This window comes from Desulfobulbaceae bacterium DB1 (assembly GCA_001914235.1).
Lineage (GTDB): Bacteria > Desulfobacterota > Desulfobulbia > Desulfobulbales > SURF-16 > DB1.
Genome location: MQUF01000009.1, coordinates 83,995 through 102,118, shown reverse-complemented (window position 1 = coordinate 102,118; position 18,124 = coordinate 83,995). Strand labels below are relative to the sequence as shown.

Below are 18,124 nucleotides of genomic sequence, written 5' to 3'. Positions count from 1 at the left end.
CACCTTGCAGTGTCCCTTGACCATGACATTGTTAGCGCCGAAGTCTTCTTTCAATCGGCTGTTTGCCCGTTCCGCGCTGGACCGGATTTTATAGCGCTCTGCCTCGTGCGGTGCCATGGGGACAACCTCTTGGCCGCGGCCATTCTTATCTGTGATTGGAACATGGCCGAACTTCCGGCTGGTCTCCTCGATCCGCTTGGCATCGTAGGCTGCATCCATCAAATCGTAGAGATAGGTCACCTTTCCGCTGGTCAACTTGATCAGCGGAATCGCTACCTGGCTGTCATGCAGCGAAGCAGAGGTTACAAGGGCACTGATTGGCAGGCCGATATCGTTGATGTCCAGATGCAGCTTGAAACCGTTCCATGATATTTTGTACCCCTTGGCGTCCTTCTTGGTGCCACGATCACAGGCAACCGGCAACTCACCAATGGCTTCCTCGGCACTCTGGCGGACCTGACGGTCAAGCCGCTTCTCGATGGCCGGCGTCCGTTGCTCGCCTTTGGCGGGACGCCCCCTCTTGCGAGGCTTCTTCGGCTCCCTGGCCACCTTCTTCGCCGCTTTCTCACGTCCGGCAATGGCCGTGGAGTCCCGGCTGATGTGTCCGACAAGCTCTTCGCCAAGGTATTCCTTCACCAGTGCATCATGGACCCGCCCACCAAGACTGCCGGCGGCAAATTCGGCAAAGGCCCGCGACAAGGTAGGCTCCGACGGGATAGCATTGGAAGTGGCAAATCCGCATATCTGCCGCAGATTCCCTGCTGATTGCAGAGCCCGACGCAGGTCGCTGGTCGTCGGATATCGGTAGAGCGCCTTTGCCACGAATGCTCGGGCGCAAGCCTGTCGGTCAAGAGGCTTGCGCCCGGGATACTGATATCGACGTATGTTCCTTGGTACGTGTTGCTCAACCTGGATAATCTCCAGAATAGACACCAGGCGTTCCTCCTGCGCGGTGAGCGGAGCTTGCAAACATTTGTTCAGATGGGGAAACAGACTTCTTTGGACATACCCCATCAACCATGATATTTTGTCGGTGAGCTTCACGGCGTTCTCCTGTGTTCTGTTTTGCTGGTTACAAAACAATACCAGAAAACGCCGTGAAGTTCAATTATTTCAATATGTTACGCGATAATATCTTTTGTGTGGCGCGTCTCGTCATTTTGAAAGAGGCTCAATAAAATATATCTTTTTATCGAATTGGCAATGACCGGCGACGGTTATTTAAAGTGGATTTGCGGCAGCTTCATTGAAATGAAAAAGGGGCCGACAACAGCTTGTTGCGAGAAGATGGAGGGGGCTAACGGTGGTAACGAAGGATGCGGCCACGAAACGGCTGGGTCAGATAGTCGATACTTTCAGGTTCGCTTCGGCTGTGCGAGTAACCCAAATGTGCCATTTTTTTACTGAAAGACCCATGACGGCCGCGTCCCGGATCAACAATTATCACCTCGCAATGGGGCCGGGCATGCCGATCTATAAAACCGGCCAGCAAATCAACATGATCTCTTTCATACAGCAGGTCACTGCCGATGATAAGATCAAATTTCCCTAAACTGCTGCTGTCATCGTCCCATCCGGTGCGGAAAAATGGTATTGCCTCGCCCTTGTTGAGCTTAACATTTTCCAGAAGAAAATGTTCCACCTCCGGATGGTAGTCCGTGGCGGTTATATCCGCCAAGCGGTTATTCAGCACCAAACTCGCCAGGGCGATGCCGCAGCCCACCTCTAAAATCCGCAACCCCTTGATCTCATGGTCAAACATGAGATGGGCAAGAAGTTCCCCCGACGCCCAGACAACCCCGAACAAGGACCATTGGGCCGAGGAAATTCCCAGTTGGTCGGCAACACCGCCGATATCGGCGTATTGCTGCTTGTCGCGCAAGGTGCGCAGATGAATATCCGTGTCGCCGAATTCTATTGTTTGATAGCGAATACGCAGCATTGACATGAAATACCTTTTGATGCTACGCAGATGTTTTGATGATACGCAGACATTTTCCCTGGAGGCGGGAATCAGTTTTGACTGGGGGGGGGGAAAAGAAATCCGGACGGGCTCGGCTTACCAGGGACTTCCCTCTCGTTCATCACGTGAACGAGCTTTCTTGACGACCAGAAGCAGATTGTTGACGGTTTTTCCGTGCAGTATCTCGATCGCTTTTGCTATATCTTCTTTAAACTGCATTTTTACGTAGCCGAAACATTTGGATTGACGGGTATAGTAATCGGTAATGATTTGGGCGTATTCTACAACAAAGCCATGGTGCAGGAAGAGCTTCTTTAATTCGAGCTCACTCATAACGGCAGTAAGGTTGCCGACATAGATTTTCATGTTGCACTCCTTTTTTTAAGCAATCAGCAAAAACTTCTACGAGGGCAAACAATGCGGGAAAAAAACAAAGTGGCGGGAAAACGTAAATGAATGTGCTTCGACTTAAACTAAGATTAAAGTAATGAGTTATTGTATACTCTGTCGTCGGCGCTTTTGCAAGTAGAGAAAAATACAAGCCCGATTGCACGGTTGGCTCCATGCTGAGAAAATCTCTCAATCCTGTACAGATCAATTTTCATGACAGGAGAAAAACACTCAGCTCATATTTTGACTTTTTCCCGGAGAATTTTTATATTTGCTTATGTGGAACTCAAAAGACGTCTATTACATATCCGACAGCACCGGCATCCTGGTAACCAATCTCGGCCAGGCCCTGACCTGTCAGTTTCCGGAAATAAATTTTGTTGAGGACAGCTACCCTTTTGTCCGTGCGATTTCCGATGCAAAGGATATTCTGAAAACCATCCTCAAACGCTCCGCAGGCAGGCGGCCCCTGGTTTTTGTCTCCATCATGGACGCGGATATCCGTCAGATTTTCGACAATCCGGAAGTGGAATTTTTCGATATTTTCGGCTCCCTGCTGGACGATCTGGAAGGCTCGCTGGAAACCAAGGCGCTGCGGGTGCCAGGATTCAGTCACCACACGGATGATCTGGAGATGGGGAGAAGAGTCGAGGCGATCCACTACTGCCTGGACCATGACGACGGCACCAAGACCTATGAATATCATGAAGCGGAGATCATTGTCCTCGGCGTCTCGCGTGCGGGGAAAACGCCGGTAAGCGTTTACCTGGCAACCCAGATGGGTTACAAATCGGCCAACTTCCCGCTGACCAGCGAATACCTCAATGAATACCGGCTTCCCGATGCCTTAAAAACATTGTCCAAAAAGGTCGTCGGCCTGACAACCTCCCCTGAATTTCTCTGCAGCGTCAGGGAAAAGCGCTATCCGGGAAGCACGTACGCCAAAATGAGTACCTGTCGGCAGGAAATCCATCAGGCGGAAGAGATTTACCGCCGGTTCGGCATTCCCGTGATTTCCTCCACCGGCAAATCCATCGAGGAAATAGTCACCCAGATCTGCCAAGTGGTCGATCTGCCGAAAAAGAAGGTCACCCTGCGGCCCTGATCTCGATTACCCGGTAATCCCCTGTGCCCAGCACGCCGTCCGCCCGGCGGATGTGGCCGATTTCCCGCCATTCCCGGCCCAGCAGCGCACAGCCGCAGGCATCAACCGCAACGGGATCAAACCCGGCGCACAGCTTATTGACCGGCGGTGAACAGGTCGGCCCCCAAAGATGGGCCTGGGCCATGCCCACCGTGGCATCAAGCAGGGTGAAATCAGGACTGCGGTAACGGTTCAGCTCAAACACCGCCTCCTGAATGCCGCTGTGAAACGAGGCTTTCTTCCAATGACCTCCCTGCTGGTAATGGCGCGGCGGGGCCGCGCCCATCATGTTTTTCATGGTCAGGGTCACACCGGCCAGGCTGTGGGCCTTCAACACCGGAACCGAAACCAGAAAGGTTTCAAAGAGAATGGCGGGCAGATATATTTCCGGAAATCGCCGGCACTGGCCGTTGCTTTTCCGGACGGATTTTTCTTCGTTAAGGTCAATGAGCTCCACCCCTTTCTCCCGGGCAAGCCGGGTGTAGCCCAGCGCATCAAAAACATGCGGGGTATCGTATTCCAGCGAACCGCATCCCTCGCCGATCATCACCCGGCAGTGCGGCGCCTGCTTCCGCAACCAGTCGACAAGGGCTGCAATCAAAGCAACCGGGGTGGTGATCGGCGGCTGCAGGGCTTCAACGAGATTGGGCTTGATCAGGATCGTCCGTTGTTCCGCCAGGACATCCGCCAAACGGCATCGGGCAAGCAAAAGGTTGATACTTCCGTCCCAGCTGGTAAAATCCGTGGAAAAAACAGTGCCTTTTTCGATCTTTTCTGCTATGTCCATGTCAGTTTCGCGCATTCACTAGTTGCGGCCTCAACGCCGTTTACGTTGATAGAGTAATTTTTTTTACCTACTTTTGAATCCTTTCTCCGGACTCCTGAATTCTTTGCAATACCCATTATGATTACCATTAATAACCTTTCCATACAATACGGAGCAAAACACCTTTTTAAAAATATCTCGGGACGCATCAACACCCGGGACAGAATCGGTCTGGTCGGGGTCAACGGCGCCGGCAAGTCGACCCTGCTGAAAATCATGGCCGGGGTTGCTGATTCCGATCCGGGGGTGGTCACCTGGTCGAAACAGGTCAGTTGCGGCTACCTGCCCCAGGAAATTACCGGCATCACCCTTGGAAACAGCCTGTTTGCCGAGGCGGAGAACGCCTTTGCCCCTCTCCTTGCCAAACAAAAGGAACTCGATGCCCTCAACAAGGAGATGAGCACCTGTCATGAAAACAAGGCCTCCCTGGAAGAGCTGCTCAAGCGTCAGGGAGAACTGCAGCATGAACTGGACCATTCCAATATATTCCGCATCAAGGCGACCATTGAAAAGGTCCTGGCCGGGCTCGGTTTCAAGGAGGAAGATTTGGCGCGGCCCTGCTCGACATTCAGCGGCGGCTGGCTGATGCGGCTGATGCTGGCAAAACAGCTCCTTGCCGCGCCCGGTTTTCTCTTTCTCGACGAGCCGACCAACCATCTTGACATCGAGTCCCTGACCTGGCTCGAGGAGTTTCTGGCTGGGTATGAGGGGGCGCTGATTATCGTTTCCCATGACCGGGCCTTTCTCGACAACATGACCTCCCTCACCTGGGAGTTGAGCCTCGGCAACCTGACGATTTACAAGGGAAATTACTCAACCTATGTCAAGGAAAAAGAGCTGCGGCAGCAGATCCAGCGTGCCGCCTATGACAACCAGCAGGCCCTGATCGACCAGACCAAACGGTTCGTTGAAAGATTCCGCTCCAAATCCACCAAGGCCAAACAGGCCCAGAGCCGCATCAAACAGCTGGAAAAAATGGAAATTATCGAGCTGGAGAAAACGGATCATAAAATTTTCTTTCGATTTCCTCCCGCGCCGCCCAGCGGCCGGCTGGCCATCACCGTTGAAGGCTTGAAAAAAAGCTACGGCGACAAAAAGGTCTTTGACAGCATCTCGTTTGAACTGCAGCGCGGCGACAAAATGGCCATCGTCGGTGTCAACGGCGCCGGCAAGTCCACTTTGGTAAAGAGCCTTGCCGGGCTGGTCAAACAGGACGACGGTGCCATCCGACTGGGCCACAATGTTTCCCTTTCCTACTTCGGCCAGCACCAGGCACAGGAACTTTCTCCCAACTATACCGTGCTGGAAACCCTTTCCATGGTTGAGGCGGAAAAAACCATTACCCAGACCAGGTCGCTGCTCGGCGCCTTTCTTTTCAGCGGCGAAGAGGTCGACAAAAAGGTTCAGGTCCTTTCCGGCGGCGAAAAAAGCCGACTGGCCCTGGCGAAAATGATTGCCACCCCCGCCAATCTTCTGATCATGGACGAACCGACCAACCATCTGGATATGACCTCCCAGGAAATCCTGCAGGAGGCCATGGCCCAGTATGACGGTACAATCATCATCGTCAGCCATAACCGTTACTTCCTTGACAACTTTGTCAACAAGGTGCTGGAGATCAAAAACGGCCGGGCCACTCTTTTTGACGGCAACATCAAATATTACCTGGAAAAAACCGCCGAGCAACGGGAACGGGCGGCAACATCGGCCGAGGAAACTCCGGCCCTTGTTGCAGATCCGCAGAACGACGCCGGCACCCCGGCCCGGGGCAAAAAAGCGCGACAGGAACAGGCCAGGATCCGCCAGGAAAAAAACAGCGTCCTCAAACCGTTTCTCAAAAAAATCGCGGAAAACGAGGCGGAAATCGAACGTCTGGAAAAGTCAAAAAGCGAGCTGGAAGCAATGCTTGCCGATCCTGAACTGTACAAGGACCAGGAAATTTTCGGTTCAAAAAGCAAAGAATACGCAGACGTGGAACGAAAGCTGAAACGCTGTTATCAGCAGTGGGAAGAAAATCAGTCAAAGGTGGAGGAAATAGAGGCGCGTTTTGCAGATTAGCGGAAACCTGAAATTTCAGGACAAATGCATAAAAAAACATCACTTTTCTTGACCATCACGGAAATAATCAGTAATGTCGTTTGTTGATTTAGACAGACGCACGCTATTTCTGACTGGAGGCTTTTGCCTCTTTATCAATTTTCTTTCGGGAGGAGAAAAATGAAAAAAATAGTAAAGAATTGTTTTCTTGCCTTGGGCTTTTCCGCTGTTCTCGCAGTTGCTCCGCAGACATGGGCATCCGATCACGGCGGCGGCCATGGTGCCCCGGCCGGCGCGCCGGCAATGTCAGCCAGTGAAACAATAAAGACGGTCATCGAAGGCAACAATACCTTTAAAGCCCATACCGACAGCGGTCACTTCGATGCTTTTCAGGACGGACAGGTCCCTAACCTGACGGTCGTCACCTGTTCCGACTCCCGTGTCCATACCCATCTTTTCGGCATGATGCCGGACAACAATATTTTCGTCATCAGAAATATCGGCAACCAGGTAGTTAACTCCGAAGGCTCGGTTGATTACGGCGTCAACCACCTGCCCACCAAAATACTGCTCATTCTCGGCCATTCAAGCTGCGGCGCGGTCAAGGCCGCCATGGGCGATTACTCAGGCGAAACCACCGGCATCAAAAAAGAGCTCGACCCCCTGAAACCGGTCATTGCCATGGATGACGGCACCGGCTCCGACAAGGAGCGCTGGGCCAAGAATGTGGAACGCAATGTCGATTACCAGGTGGATTACGCCATGAATCTTTATGGACAGAAGGTTACCCACGGTGATCTCGTCGTTGTCGGCGCGGTCTATGATTTCAACGACATTTACGGACAGGGCCGCGGTTCTCTGCTCATCACCAACATCAACGGTGAAAAAGCCCCGAACCAGATCATGCAGCACCCGGTGCTGAAGGATCTCTCCAAGGCTGATATCGTCACCCATGTGAGCAGCCGGGCCGATTGATCCCCGTTGCGGGAAACATCCCGTTATGCATCCGCACCCACAGATGATACGCTCTTCTGTGGGTGCTTTTTTGAAAGACTATTGCCATGATCAAATGCCTGCGACTTGAACTTGAGGACCGGGAGGCAAAAAACCTCTCCCCTTTTGCCTGTCATACCAAAAACAGCAGGGGCAGATTGCGGGAAGAGACGGAATGCCCCATCCGGCTGGCCTTTGCCCGGGATCGCGACAGAATCATCCATTCAAAAACCTTCCGACGGCTCACCCACAAAACCCAGGTTTTTCTCGCCCCCACCGGCGACCATTACCGCACCCGGCTCACCCACGCCCTGGAAGTGGCGCAGATCGCCCGCACCATCGGTGTCGCCCTGCGACTGAACGGTCATCTCATCGAGGCCATCGCCCTTGGCCATGATCTCGGACACACCCCTTTCGGCCATGCCGGCGAATCGGTGTTGAACGAGCTGCATCCCGGCGGCTTCCGTCATTACGAACAAAGCCTGCGGGTGGTGGAGGTTCTGGAAAACAAGGGAACGGGCCTGAATCTCTGTTACGAGGTGCGGGACGGCATCTTGAAACACTCCAAGGGCAGAAGGGCCATTCTGCCCGACGATCTCTCCGAGCTGCCCGAAACCCTGGAAGGCCAGGTCGTGCGGCTGGCGGATATTTTCGCCTATGTCAATCACGATCTGGACGACGCGGTGCGGGCCGGGTTGATAGAAGAAAAAAATATGCTCGACACGATAAGGGCGAGTCTCGGTGAAACCAACTCCCAGCGCATCAGCGCCATGGTCAACGACCTCATCGTCAAAACCCTTGAGGCCGGTGAATCGCGGCTTGCCATGAGCCCCGACGTTGTTCAGGCGACATCGGATCTGCGCACCTTTCTCTTTGAAAACGTCTACCAGTCCAGTCAGGTGCACAGCGAATTCATCAAGGCGATGAAGATCATCCGGGAACTGTATGAGTATTTCATGGAAGAGGATGTCAAACTGCCCGGACGCGGCATCTGGGAGGCGGAAACCGCCTATGGAGAGGAAACGGAACGGCCGCGCAAGGTATGCGATTTTATCGCCGGCATGACCGATCGCTATGCGCTGGATCTTTACACCAGCATCTTTTTCCCCAAGCGCTGGGGAGCCCGATAAGATTTTTTGATTCAAACAGGATTGATAAACTTGTAAAAAACACAAACAAACCCCGGAGATCACAGCGAACACAGAGTTTCCTTGCCGTAAAAAAAAATTCTCTGTGCTCTTTGTGCGCTTTGCGGTGAAACAAAAGAGTAGACATTATCCATGACAAACGAAGCAGACAATACCCAGGACAGCAAGTTGCCGGCCAAGGCCTATGAATTTGCCGATGTTGAACGGAAGTGGTATCAGACCTGGCAGGAGCAGAAGACATTCAGGGCCCATATGGATGAAAACCGGCCCTCCTTTTCCATCGTCATTCCGCCGCCCAACGTTACCGGTGTTCTCCATGTGGGACACGCCTTGAACAACACCATGCAGGATGTCCTGGTTCGCTATAAACGCATGCAGGGATTCAATACCCTCTGGGTGCCGGGAACCGATCACGCCGGCATCGCCACCCAGAATGTGGTGGAGCGCCAGCTTGCCGCCGAGGAAAAAAGCCGTCATGACCTGGGCCGGGAAAAATTCATCGACCGGGTCTGGCAGTGGAAGGCCGAATCCGGCGGCCGGATCATCAATCAGCTCAAACGCCTTGGTTGCTCCTGCGACTGGGAACGGGAGCGTTTCACCATGGACCAGGGGTTGTCCAGGGCGGTGCGCATCGTCTTTACCCGGCTGTACAAGGAAGGGCACATTTACCGGGGTGACTATATCATCAACTGGTGCCCCAGGTGTCATACCGCATTGGCCGACCTGGAAGTGGAGCATGAACCGACCGACGGCAAGCTCTATAAGATACGCTACCCCTATGCCCAGGGCGACGGTTCTATCGTCGTCGCCACCACCCGGCCGGAAACCATGCTGGGCGATACCGCCGTTGCCGTGCATCCCGAGGATGAACGTTTTACATCATTGCCGGAAAACTCGGTCATCCTGCCGATTTTAAACCGCAAGATTCCGGTTGTATTTGACGAGCATGTTGAGCGGGAATTCGGCACCGGCGCATTGAAGGTAACACCGGCCCACGACCTCAATGACTTTGAAATCGCCCGTCGCCATGACCTGCCGGCCATCAAGGTGATGGACGACAACGGCCGCATGAACGTCGAGGCGGGCCCCTATGCCGGTCTTGACCGTTTTGAATGCCGCAAGCGGATTGTCGCCGACCTGGAGAAGCTCGGCCTGCTCGAAGGCATCGAGGACTACCAGCACGGGGTGGGACACTGCTACCGCTGCGCCACGGTGGTCGAGCCATCCCTGTCCAAACAGTGGTTCGTCTCGGTCAAACCCCTGGCCGAAAAGGCAATCAATGCGGTCAAGCAGGGCGATATCCGCATCCACCCCAAGTCATGGGAAAACACCTTTTTCGACTGGATGTACAATATTCGCGACTGGTGCATCTCCCGCCAGATCTGGTGGGGCCACCAGATCCCCGCCTGGACCTGCGAGAAATGCGGCGAACTGATCGTCAGTGAAACCGACCCCGACAAGTGCCCGAAATGCGGCTCCGGCCAACTGCTGCAGGAAACGGACGTGCTTGACACCTGGTTCAGTTCCGCCCTGTGGCCCTTTTCCACCCTGGGCTGGCCGGAAAAGACCCCGGAGCTGCAATTTTTTTATCCCACCTCGGTGCTCATCACAAGCTTTGATATTCTCTTCTTCTGGGTCTGCCGGATGATGATGATGGGGCTGCATTTCATGGACGAGGTGCCCTTCAGGGACGTCTATCTCCATGCCCTGGTGCGGGACGCCCAGGGCCAGAAGATGAGCAAGTCCAAGGGCAATGTCATGGATCCGCTGCTGATCATGGATAAATTCGGCACCGACGCCCTGCGTTTCACCATGACCGCTTTTGCCGCCCAGGGTCGTGACATTCGCCTTTCCGAGGAAAGAATCGAGGGATACCGCCATTTCATCAATAAAATCTGGAACGCCTGCCGCTTTGCCCTGATGCACATCGGCGATTGCGATGCCTCCGTCACCCGCAACCTGTCGCCGGCCGGTCTCGGCCTGGCCCATCGCTGGATTTTCAGTCGACTGAACCGGGCCGTTGCCGAGGTGCACCGTTCCTTGAATGACTACCGATTCAATGATGCGGCGTCGGCCATGTATCAGTTCGTCTGGCACGAGTTCTGCGACTGGTATCTTGAACTGATCAAGCCCGAGCTTTTCAGCCAATCGGCGGAACAGAAAAATCAGGCCAGGGCGGCGCTGTTCGCTGTTGTTGAATCGGTTATCAAGCTCCTGCATCCGGTTATTCCTTTTGTTACCGAGGAAATCTGGCACGTGCTGCCCGGTGCGCGGACCAGCATCATGCTCGAGCCCTACCCCGAGGTCACCCCCGAATGGGATAATCCGGAGGCGGAAGCCGTTGCCGAACTCGTCATGGGCATCATCGGCGGCATCCGCAATATCCGCAGTGAAATGGGGATTCATCCCTCAGCCGAGGTCGAAGTCATTGTCTCCTGCCATGATCAGGCCAGGCAAAAGTCCATTGAACGGCATATCGACGAAATCAGGGGGCTCAGCCGGGCGAAATCGCTCGTTGTCATCCTGGACGGCATAGCGCCTAAAGGTGCCGCTTCGTATATCTTTACCGATATCGAAATCTTCATTCCCCTTGCCGGGCTGATCGATGTCGGCAAGGAGATTGCCAAACTCGACAAGGAGCAGCAGAAGATTGACAAGCAACTGCAACAAAGCCGGGGCAAACTCGGCAATGAAAAATTTCTGGCCAATGCCCCCGATGATGTAGTGGCCAAAGAGCAGGAAAAAGTTGCCGCCCTGGCTGCCACTCTCGCCAAGATCGAGGATAGCAAAAAAAGACTGCGGGAAATCGACGCCTAACTCTTTTTTTCCTGAATCCCGGGGGGAGCAATGTCTCTTTCCCCGGGATTTTCCCGTGCAATCTCCCCCATCTCCTGTTTTTCTCCCCTTCTTTCTCGAACACAACCGCAAAAAAGTATTTGACAATCCCATTTTGCGAAATTAATATATTGCCATATTGGAATATGAAAATACGAACGAGGGCAACATGAAAGATTTTATCCGTGTAATGAAAGCATTATCAGATCCGAACAGGGTCAAGATCATCAAGATGCTGGAGAACAAACCGCTGTGTGTCTGCGAGATCACGGCTGTTCTGCAGCTTGCCCAGCCAACCGTTTCCAAACATTTGAAACTGCTTGAGGATGCGGGCCTGGTGGATTCCAGCAAGGATGGCTCCTGGGTTAATTATCGGCTGGCGGAAAGTACCTCCTCCGCATACGGCCGCGTCATGCTGGCCCATATGCGGGAATGGCTTGATAATGATAAATCAATTAAAGATGTCGTGTTTCGCTGTAAAACCGTTGATCGGTGCGGAATAAAGGCGGCATAGGTCCGCCGAAGGGAGTTGGAACCGTTATGGAATGGAAAAGAGAATGGAAACCGCTCGTTTGGATTATTGCCGTTTTCCTCGCCTGCTATTACCTGCCTGTCGGCTACCCACGATTTGACAATGCCGTGCTGGAGGCATTGCAACTGGTCAAGTGGTACGCCGAAGAGCATGTGCTGCTTTGCCTGATCCCCGCCTTTTTTATCGCCGGTGCCATCTCCGTTTTCGTCAGCCAGGCATCGGTGCTGAAATATCTCGGCGCCACGGCAAACAAGGTCGTGGCCTATGGAGTGGCTTCGATGTCCGGCACCATCCTTGCCGTTTGCTCCTGCACCATCCTGCCGCTTTTCGCCGGTATTTACCGGATGGGAGCGGGCCTGGGGCCGGCCACCGCTTTTCTTTATTCCGGTCCCGCGATCAATATTCTGGCCATCATCCTCACCGCCCGTATTCTCGGACCGGAGCTGGGCATTGCCCGGGCTGTCGGGGCAGTGGTTTTCAGCGTTGTTATCGGCCTGCTCATGCATTTTTTCTTCAGAAAGGAAGAAATGGAGAAGGCCAAGGTGCAGATGGCCCTGCCGGAACAGGAGGTGCGGCGCCCCCTCTGGCAAAACGGCCTCTATTTTTTGATGATGATCGGCATTCTGATTTTTGCCAACTGGGGCAGACCGTCCGAGGCTACCGGGCTCTGGGCGGCCATCTATAGTAATAAATGGCTGATCACCTCTTTCTTTTCCGCCGGCATGGGCCTGATCCTCATGCTCTGGTTCGGCCTGCCCAAATGGCAACTGGCTCTTGCCGCAACTCCGGCAATAGTGATCGGCTTGTTTTTTGCCGATTACCCAACCCTTGCCTTTGTCGCGGGGGTTATTGGACTTTCCGCCGTCATCAGCACCAGGGAGGATGAAACCGGTGAATGGTTCAAGGAATCATGGGGATTTGCCAAACAGATTCTCCCCCTGCTGCTTTTCGGTGTTCTTGTCGCCGGTATTCTTCTCGGCAGGCCGGGTAATGAGGGAATTATTCCTTCCGAGTGGGTCAGCCGGGCAGTGGGCGGCAACTCCTTTTCCGCCAATTTCGCCGCCGCCTTTGCCGGCGCTTTCATGTATTTCGCCACGCTGACCGAGGTCCCGATTCTCCAAGGGCTCATCGGCAGCGGCATGGGAAAAGGCCCTGCCCTTGCCCTGCTCCTTGCCGGACCGGCCCTCAGTCTGCCCAACATGCTGGTCATCCGCAGCATCATGGGCACCACGAAAACCGTGGTCTTTGTTTCGCTGGTTATTGGTATGGCAACCATCAGCGGAATGATATATGGATCTTTTTTTTAATAATCGAAACCAATGCGAGGTGAAAAATGGAAATCAAGGTATGCGGCCCCGGCTGCGCCAAATGTCATGAAGCGGAACGGATCGTCCATGAGGCAATTGCGGAATCAGGCGTTCAGGCTACAGTGGAAAAGGTGACTGATTTTAATGAAATTGCAAAACTCGGGGTATTTTCCACTCCTGCAATCATCATTGACGGGCAAGCAAAATGCGTCGGCAAGGTCCCGTCCAAAAAAGACGTTCTGGGATGGTTGAAGTAACCTCTGTTTAAAGGTGATGCCTGTTGGTGGTGCATGATACGGGTCTCAAAAAATACCAGAAAAGGGGAACAATGATGAAGAAAAGAAGCAGCATCTTCCCGGCACTTGCACTCATGGTGCTTGTGCTCGTTCAGCCGGTTTTTGCCGCGGATGTTCTGGATGATTATCTTCTCGCTTTTTCTTATCAGGAAAGAAAAGAGATGAAAATCAACAGCAAGGAGGTGGTTGCCTTGCTGTCCGAGGGACACGTGCAGTTTATCGATGTGCGTTTTCCCGAAGAGTTCGCTGCCTGGAAAATGGGCTTTGCCCAAAACATCCCCTTGAATGAATTGCCGCGCCGACTGAACGAACTGGATAAAAACAAATTAATCGTTACCGCCTGTCCCCATAATGATCGGGCAAATATCGCCAGAATGTATCTCACCACCAAAGGATACAAGGCAAAATATCTGCAGGACGGCTTGCTTGGCCTTGCCGATTATTTGCGGGGCGACACGGCAAAGACACTGATGGAGCCGGGAAAATAATTATGAAAAATAATTTTACGTACTCGTTCATGCTTGTGATGCTGCTGTGGGCTGTTGTTTTTTTCGCGGCAGCCCCGACACTGTCCGCGGAAAAGGCCGAGATACCGGTTGTTCCCGTGCCCGGCACCGTTACCATGGTTGACCTGGGTGCGACATCATGCATTCCCTGCAAAATGATGGCGCCGATCCTCGCCGAATTGGCAAAGGAATACAGCGGCCGCGCCGCAATCATCTTTATCGATGTCTGGCAACATCGCGATGTGGCAAAAAAATTCGCCATCACCGCCATTCCCACCCAGATATTTTATGACAGCTCGGGCGCGGAGGTCTGGCGGCACACCGGCTTTCTCGATAAAGAATCGATCACGAAGAAAATTGAGGAGCTGCTGAACTGATTTTTATGGATGAACTGCTGATCACCATTTGAACAAAACGACGAAAAGAGGATCATATGGACACCATGCAAAAAATCAAGCAAACAATTGTCGTTGAATGGAAACATCTGGATAAGGATGGAACAACCTGTGACCGTTGCGCGGAGACGGGAAACGAGATTCGCCGGACCCTGTCGGTTCTGCAACAGGAGTGCGGGCCAAAAGGGGTTGAAATTGTCTTGATGGAAACCTTGCTCTCGGCAAACAACATCGGTGATTCAAATCTTATTCTGATTAACGGCAAACCTCTGGCAGAGCTTCTGCCGAATGCCGTTTCAGCGGAAAACAGCTGCTGCTCCTGTTCGGATCTGATCGGCAAAGAGACCTGCTGCCGGACGATTGTGCGTTTCGGCATGACGCACGAGGCCGTGCCTGCCCACTTCATCAGGGAAGCGATTTGCGGGGTGGCCCGATGCTGTTGAAAAAAACGGTCCTTTTTCTCTGCACCGGCAACTCCTGCCGCAGCCAGATGGCGGAAGGATGGGGACGCGCTCTGCACGGCCACCGTTACGATTTCTCTTCCGCCGGCATTGAAAAACATGGACTGAACCGGATGGCGGTGACGGTCATGGCGGAAGCCGGGGTCGATATCTCCGGCCATCACTCCAAAACCATTGAAGATCTGCCGGCCCGGGATTTCGATTTCGTTATCACCGTCTGCGGCCATGCCGATGAAAACTGTCCCTTCTTCCCTGCCCGGACAAAAGTCATCCACCATGGTTTTCCTGATCCGCCCCAACTTGCCCAAAATGCGCGGAGCCCGGAGGAAGCACTTGCCTGCTACCGGACGGTGCGGGACCTGATCCACGATTTTGTTTCAACCCTGCCGGCCGCACTGGAAGACGAAGGTGACATCACATGACAACGGACAAAAACCAAACCATCTGCTTTTGTTTCGGCTATACGGCAGGCGATATCATGGAAGATGTCCGCCGCCAGGGCAGATCGACCATTCTCGAGCAAATTTTGTCGGAGAAAAAGGCGGGCGCCTGCCGCTGCGCCGAAAAAAATCCGCGCGGCCGCTGATGCCTGGCCGATGTCCGCCGGGTCGCGGATGAAGCACGCGGGGCAATTCCGATAAAGTAGTAACACATCGTTTCAAAACAGCTTGAACTTCGTTTCCTGGAAACAGCGCAAGGAGATGGCGGACGACCTGAAAGAGATTTACAGCGCCGCGACCGTTGAACAGGCCGAGGCGAACTTGATAGCCTTCGGGGAAAAACGGGATGAGACTCATCCACGGGTCAGCCAGTCCTGGCAGAACAACTGGCAGCGGATCATCCCGTATTTTTCCTATCCGTCGGAAATTCGCCGGGTGATTTACACGACCAACACCATTGAGTCGCTGAATATGTCTCTGCGAAAGGTAACCAAAAACCGGGGCCCCTTTCCTAATGACGAGTCGATGTTCAAACTGCTTTACCTGGCGCTGACGAATATTTCGAAACGCTGGACGATGCCGATCAAAAACTGGAAATCAGCCTTGAATCAGTTCAGCATCATGTTTGAAGAGAGGCTGCCGGAATTTTGATCACAAAAACCATTTACACAAAATTCTTTACAGGCCCGACAGCGGCCATCGCAAGCCAGGAGATGTCCGTCAAAGCGTTGCCGGGCAGAGAGTGAAGGGATACCAAGGCAAAGGGCAGATTCAACCGATAGAACCTGCCCTTTTTCAATCTTAAACGAAATTCAAATCATTTCAGTGCGCTGCTCCGGCCATGGCCTCCATTGCCCGGTTCGGATTGCCTTCCACTTTGTTGAGGATTTCCGTTACCTTGGCTTCAGGCAGCCAGTCAACCTTGCCGGTGCTGACATCATACATGGCACCAACCACCTTGGCCTTGCCGCTTTTGACCATTTCGCGGCTCGCCGGGCTGGTCATGAACAGATCCTCGATTCCCTGCCAGATGTTTTCCTCAATGCCGAAAGGAACGATGTCCTTGCCGTGGACCTCGGGATGCGCGGCCATTGCCCTTTTCACAGCGGGTATGATGTTATCCACCAGGGGCGGGATATTTCTTTCCAGGGGATGTCCATGCCCCTGCACTTCACTTGTCACGGCGGTAACCGCGCCGCACTGGGTATGGCCGAGAACTACCAGTACCGGCGTATTGACATGGGCCAGGCCGTATTCGAGGGAACCGGCCTCATCAACATCAACAACATTGCCGGCAACCCTGATGATAAAAATATCCATGACACCGGCGTCAAAGATGCGTTCCACCGGCACCCGGGAATCCGAGCAGCTGATGATGGTGGCATAGGCGTGGTCGCCCTGGTCCTCCTTGCCCGCCTGAATCAGGCGCTGGGTGTCGGAATGGGGGTGGATGGATTTATTGGCGACAAAACGCACGTTGCCTTCCTGCAGCATTTTGATCGCCTCATCCGGAGTCGGCTTGTGCGCGGTGGAGCCACTGGCGGAAACCTGAAACGCCGTGGCGGCCAGTAAACAGCAACCGAGTGCTAACGACTTGAACATCTTCTTCATTTTTATCCTCCTCAAGTTATGTTGAACACATATAATGAATGGCTATTCATTCAAAAATCTTTATTTTGTTTCCCGGAAGTTGTCAAGCCTCAAAAAAAGAAAAAAATTAAGCGACAACGGGAAACAAGCAATCACGTTCCGGGTCAGGAACGCGTCAGGCATGGCCGATTATCCTTCCAGCCTGCCGGTGCTTTTGAGGCGCTTCCACGACGACCCGGCAACTGATTATCTCAGTGTGTTCTTGCTTAGCGTGTCAACCCGTTTGCGGATTTCAGCATCCAGCGCCCCTGGAGTGTCCATGTTGCGAAAGGTAACCTGTAACGGCAGTTGCATGATAATGACCCACCCGTGTAATATTTTTCAATTGAAAAAAATCAGCCTTCGCAGTTTTCATATCAAAGACTTTCGTTATGATCACCGGTAAGCGGCACAAAGGAAACAGGCAGGACATCCCTGGAGGAAAAACCGCCCTCGCGGTTTTTCTCGATCACCAGTAACTGTTGGGGCATGCCGGGCAAACCGACCGGAATGACAATCCTGCCTTCGGGTTTGAGCTGCTGCACCAACGGCAAGGGCACATGGGGAGCGGCCGCCGTGACCATGATGCCGTCAAACGGCGCATGTTCCGGCCAGCCCTGATACCCGTCGCCGCAACGGATTTCGATGTTGTCATATCCGAGCCTGCGGAGACGCGCCGAAGCCACCCCGGCCAGAGCCGGTATGATTTCAATGGAATAAACCCGGGCAACGAGAAGGGAAAGTATCGCCGCCTGATAGCCGGAACCCGCGCCCACCTCAAGAATGACATTATCCTTTTTCGGTCGGAGAAGATCGGTCATCAGGGCAACGATAAAAGGCTGGGAGATGGTTTGTCCGTGACCGATGGGCAGCGGCGAATCGGTATAGGCCGTTGGTTTATAGGCCATCGGAACAAATTCCCGCCGCTCCACCTGCTCCATGGCCCGCATGACTGCCGGGCGAAAACTCACAAGCCCGGTATAGCCGCTGGTGAAACGGCACTCTTCCTCAATTGTCCGCAGAAAATCCGCAATTTCTTCCGTTCGCATGGAGCGGCCCCTCTCTTTCCTTTGATCTTATATCGGGACCACCCAAGAAGCAACTGAATGCAGCGGTTTTTTTACGGCAATCGCGGCATGCCGCTCCCTTCCCTGCAGGATTTCTTCTTTTCTTTTGCCGTTGCATTTTGTTAGAATAAAAAAAAACAATTTTGCCGGAGGTG

21 protein-coding genes are annotated in these 18,124 nt (G+C 53.4%); 15 read left to right on the top strand and 6 right to left on the bottom strand.

The window, feature by feature from the left end; translation table 11 throughout:
• The 3 genes from BM485_10525 to BM485_10515 all read right to left on the bottom strand — a co-directional run.
• Positions 1 to 1,044 (bottom strand): hypothetical protein (locus BM485_10525; GenBank protein OKY75117.1); only part of this gene is annotated, 1,044 nt, incomplete at its 3' end.
• Between the two features lie 253 nt (positions 1,045 to 1,297).
• A complete protein-coding gene (locus BM485_10520; GenBank protein OKY75116.1) occupies positions 1,298 to 1,948 on the bottom strand; it encodes a histidine kinase in 651 nt (216 codons plus the stop codon).
• A 111-nt stretch (positions 1,949 to 2,059) separates the two neighbouring features.
• The gene (locus BM485_10515; GenBank protein OKY75115.1) at positions 2,060 to 2,329 is read right to left on the bottom strand and encodes a hypothetical protein; all 270 of its coding nucleotides are present in this window, start codon (positions 2,327 to 2,329) and stop codon (positions 2,060 to 2,062) included.
• A 301-nt stretch (positions 2,330 to 2,630) separates the two neighbouring features.
• Here BM485_10515 and BM485_10510 point away from each other — a divergent pair, with 301 nt between their 5' ends.
• Positions 2,631 to 3,458: a phosphoenolpyruvate synthase regulatory protein gene (locus BM485_10510; GenBank protein OKY75114.1), complete on the top strand. Its 828-nt coding sequence runs from the start codon at positions 2,631 to 2,633 to the stop codon at positions 3,456 to 3,458.
• On the opposite strand, the gene BM485_10505 is transcribed toward BM485_10510, so the two are convergent.
• Entirely contained in the window at positions 3,442 to 4,266 is an 825-nt protein-coding gene (locus BM485_10505) for a hypothetical protein (GenBank protein ID OKY75130.1), read from the bottom strand. The genes BM485_10510 and BM485_10505 overlap by 17 nt on opposite strands.
• Positions 4,267 to 4,401: 135 nt before the next feature.
• On the opposite strand from BM485_10505, the gene BM485_10500 reads away from it, so the two are divergent.
• The 13 genes from BM485_10500 to BM485_10440 all read left to right on the top strand — a co-directional run bounded on the left by BM485_10500 (position 4,402) and on the right by BM485_10440 (position 15,924).
• A complete protein-coding gene (locus BM485_10500) occupies positions 4,402 to 6,381 on the top strand; it encodes an ABC transporter ATP-binding protein (GenBank protein OKY75113.1) in 1,980 nt (659 codons plus the stop codon).
• A gap of 159 nt (positions 6,382 to 6,540) precedes the next feature.
• Positions 6,541 to 7,335, top strand: coding sequence for a hypothetical protein (locus tag BM485_10495; GenBank protein OKY75112.1), 795 nt, complete (start codon positions 6,541 to 6,543; stop codon positions 7,333 to 7,335).
• Between the two features lie 86 nt (positions 7,336 to 7,421).
• A complete protein-coding gene (locus BM485_10490; protein ID OKY75111.1) occupies positions 7,422 to 8,483 on the top strand; it encodes a deoxyguanosinetriphosphate triphosphohydrolase in 1,062 nt (353 codons plus the stop codon).
• 150 nt (positions 8,484 to 8,633) lie between these two features.
• Positions 8,634 to 11,318 (top strand): valine--tRNA ligase, encoded by a 2,685-nt coding sequence (locus BM485_10485; protein ID OKY75110.1) that lies wholly within the window; start codon positions 8,634 to 8,636, stop codon positions 11,316 to 11,318.
• Positions 11,319 to 11,505: 187 nt separating this feature from the next.
• Entirely contained in the window at positions 11,506 to 11,850 is a 345-nt protein-coding gene (locus tag BM485_10480) for a transcriptional regulator (protein OKY75109.1), read from the top strand.
• Between the two features lie 26 nt (positions 11,851 to 11,876).
• Entirely contained in the window at positions 11,877 to 13,175 is a 1,299-nt protein-coding gene (locus BM485_10475; protein OKY75108.1) for a hypothetical protein, read from the top strand.
• Between the two features lie 26 nt (positions 13,176 to 13,201).
• A complete protein-coding gene (locus tag BM485_10470; protein ID OKY75107.1) occupies positions 13,202 to 13,432 on the top strand; it encodes a thioredoxin family protein in 231 nt (76 codons plus the stop codon).
• 74 nt (positions 13,433 to 13,506) lie between these two features.
• Entirely contained in the window at positions 13,507 to 13,959 is a 453-nt protein-coding gene (locus BM485_10465; protein OKY75129.1) for a sulfurtransferase, read from the top strand.
• Between the two features lie 2 nt (positions 13,960 to 13,961).
• On the top strand, positions 13,962 to 14,354 hold the full coding sequence (locus tag BM485_10460; protein ID OKY75106.1) for a thiol reductase thioredoxin: 393 nt from the start codon (positions 13,962 to 13,964) through the stop codon (positions 14,352 to 14,354).
• A 65-nt stretch (positions 14,355 to 14,419) separates the two neighbouring features.
• Complete coding sequence (locus tag BM485_10455; protein OKY75128.1) at positions 14,420 to 14,815, top strand: hypothetical protein; 396 nt, start codon at positions 14,420 to 14,422, stop codon at positions 14,813 to 14,815.
• The gene (locus BM485_10450; protein ID OKY75105.1) at positions 14,806 to 15,255 is read left to right on the top strand and encodes an arsenate reductase; all 450 of its coding nucleotides are present in this window, start codon (positions 14,806 to 14,808) and stop codon (positions 15,253 to 15,255) included. The genes BM485_10455 and BM485_10450 overlap by 10 nt, the downstream gene beginning before the upstream one ends.
• Positions 15,252 to 15,419, top strand: coding sequence for a BFD-like (2Fe-2S) protein (locus tag BM485_10445; GenBank protein OKY75104.1), 168 nt, complete (start codon positions 15,252 to 15,254; stop codon positions 15,417 to 15,419). The genes BM485_10450 and BM485_10445 overlap by 4 nt, the downstream gene beginning before the upstream one ends.
• An 82-nt stretch (positions 15,420 to 15,501) precedes the next feature.
• Entirely contained in the window at positions 15,502 to 15,924 is a 423-nt protein-coding gene (locus BM485_10440) for a hypothetical protein (protein OKY75103.1), read from the top strand.
• Positions 15,925 to 16,095: 171 nt separating this feature from the next.
• On the opposite strand, the gene BM485_10435 is transcribed toward BM485_10440, so the two are convergent.
• Positions 16,096 to 16,884, bottom strand: a complete 789-nt coding sequence (locus tag BM485_10435) for a carbonic anhydrase (GenBank protein ID OKY75102.1) — start codon at positions 16,882 to 16,884, stop codon at positions 16,096 to 16,098.
• 34 nt (positions 16,885 to 16,918) lie between these two features.
• On the opposite strand from BM485_10435, the gene BM485_10430 reads away from it, so the two are divergent.
• Positions 16,919 to 17,308, top strand: a complete 390-nt coding sequence (locus tag BM485_10430; GenBank protein OKY75101.1) for a hypothetical protein — start codon at positions 16,919 to 16,921, stop codon at positions 17,306 to 17,308.
• Here BM485_10430 and BM485_10425 read toward each other — a convergent pair.
• A complete protein-coding gene (locus tag BM485_10425) occupies positions 17,280 to 17,951 on the bottom strand; it encodes a protein-L-isoaspartate O-methyltransferase (protein OKY75100.1) in 672 nt (223 codons plus the stop codon). The genes BM485_10430 and BM485_10425 overlap by 29 nt on opposite strands.
• Between the last annotated feature and the right edge of the window lie 173 nt (positions 17,952 to 18,124).

Excerpts from the sequence above, each read along its gene's own strand:
- BM485_10445 (OKY75104.1), top strand. The coding sequence starts at position 15,252 with ATGACAACGGACAAAAACCAAACCATCTGCTTTTGTTTCGGCTATACG.
- BM485_10455 (OKY75128.1), top strand. The coding sequence starts at position 14,420 with ATGCAAAAAATCAAGCAAACAATTGTCGTTGAATGGAAACATCTGGAT.
- BM485_10425 (OKY75100.1), bottom strand. The coding sequence starts at position 17,951 with ATGCGAACGGAAGAAATTGCGGATTTTCTGCGGACAATTGAGGAAGAG.
- BM485_10485 (OKY75110.1), top strand. The coding sequence starts at position 8,634 with ATGACAAACGAAGCAGACAATACCCAGGACAGCAAGTTGCCGGCCAAG.
- BM485_10460 (OKY75106.1), top strand. The coding sequence starts at position 13,962 with ATGAAAAATAATTTTACGTACTCGTTCATGCTTGTGATGCTGCTGTGG.
- BM485_10520 (OKY75116.1), bottom strand. The coding sequence starts at position 1,948 with ATGTCAATGCTGCGTATTCGCTATCAAACAATAGAATTCGGCGACACG.
- BM485_10430 (OKY75101.1), top strand. The coding sequence starts at position 16,919 with ATGAATGGCTATTCATTCAAAAATCTTTATTTTGTTTCCCGGAAGTTG.
- BM485_10450 (OKY75105.1), top strand. The coding sequence starts at position 14,806 with ATGCTGTTGAAAAAAACGGTCCTTTTTCTCTGCACCGGCAACTCCTGC.
- BM485_10515 (OKY75115.1), bottom strand. The coding sequence starts at position 2,329 with ATGAAAATCTATGTCGGCAACCTTACTGCCGTTATGAGTGAGCTCGAA.
- BM485_10435 (OKY75102.1), bottom strand. The coding sequence starts at position 16,884 with ATGAAGAAGATGTTCAAGTCGTTAGCACTCGGTTGCTGTTTACTGGCC.
- BM485_10475 (OKY75108.1), top strand. The coding sequence starts at position 11,877 with ATGGAATGGAAAAGAGAATGGAAACCGCTCGTTTGGATTATTGCCGTT.
- BM485_10470 (OKY75107.1), top strand. The coding sequence starts at position 13,202 with ATGGAAATCAAGGTATGCGGCCCCGGCTGCGCCAAATGTCATGAAGCG.
- BM485_10490 (OKY75111.1), top strand. The coding sequence starts at position 7,422 with ATGATCAAATGCCTGCGACTTGAACTTGAGGACCGGGAGGCAAAAAAC.
- BM485_10465 (OKY75129.1), top strand. The coding sequence starts at position 13,507 with ATGAAGAAAAGAAGCAGCATCTTCCCGGCACTTGCACTCATGGTGCTT.
- BM485_10480 (OKY75109.1), top strand. The coding sequence starts at position 11,506 with ATGAAAGATTTTATCCGTGTAATGAAAGCATTATCAGATCCGAACAGG.
- BM485_10510 (OKY75114.1), top strand. The coding sequence starts at position 2,631 with ATGTGGAACTCAAAAGACGTCTATTACATATCCGACAGCACCGGCATC.
- BM485_10500 (OKY75113.1), top strand. The coding sequence starts at position 4,402 with ATGATTACCATTAATAACCTTTCCATACAATACGGAGCAAAACACCTT.
- BM485_10495 (OKY75112.1), top strand. The coding sequence starts at position 6,541 with ATGAAAAAAATAGTAAAGAATTGTTTTCTTGCCTTGGGCTTTTCCGCT.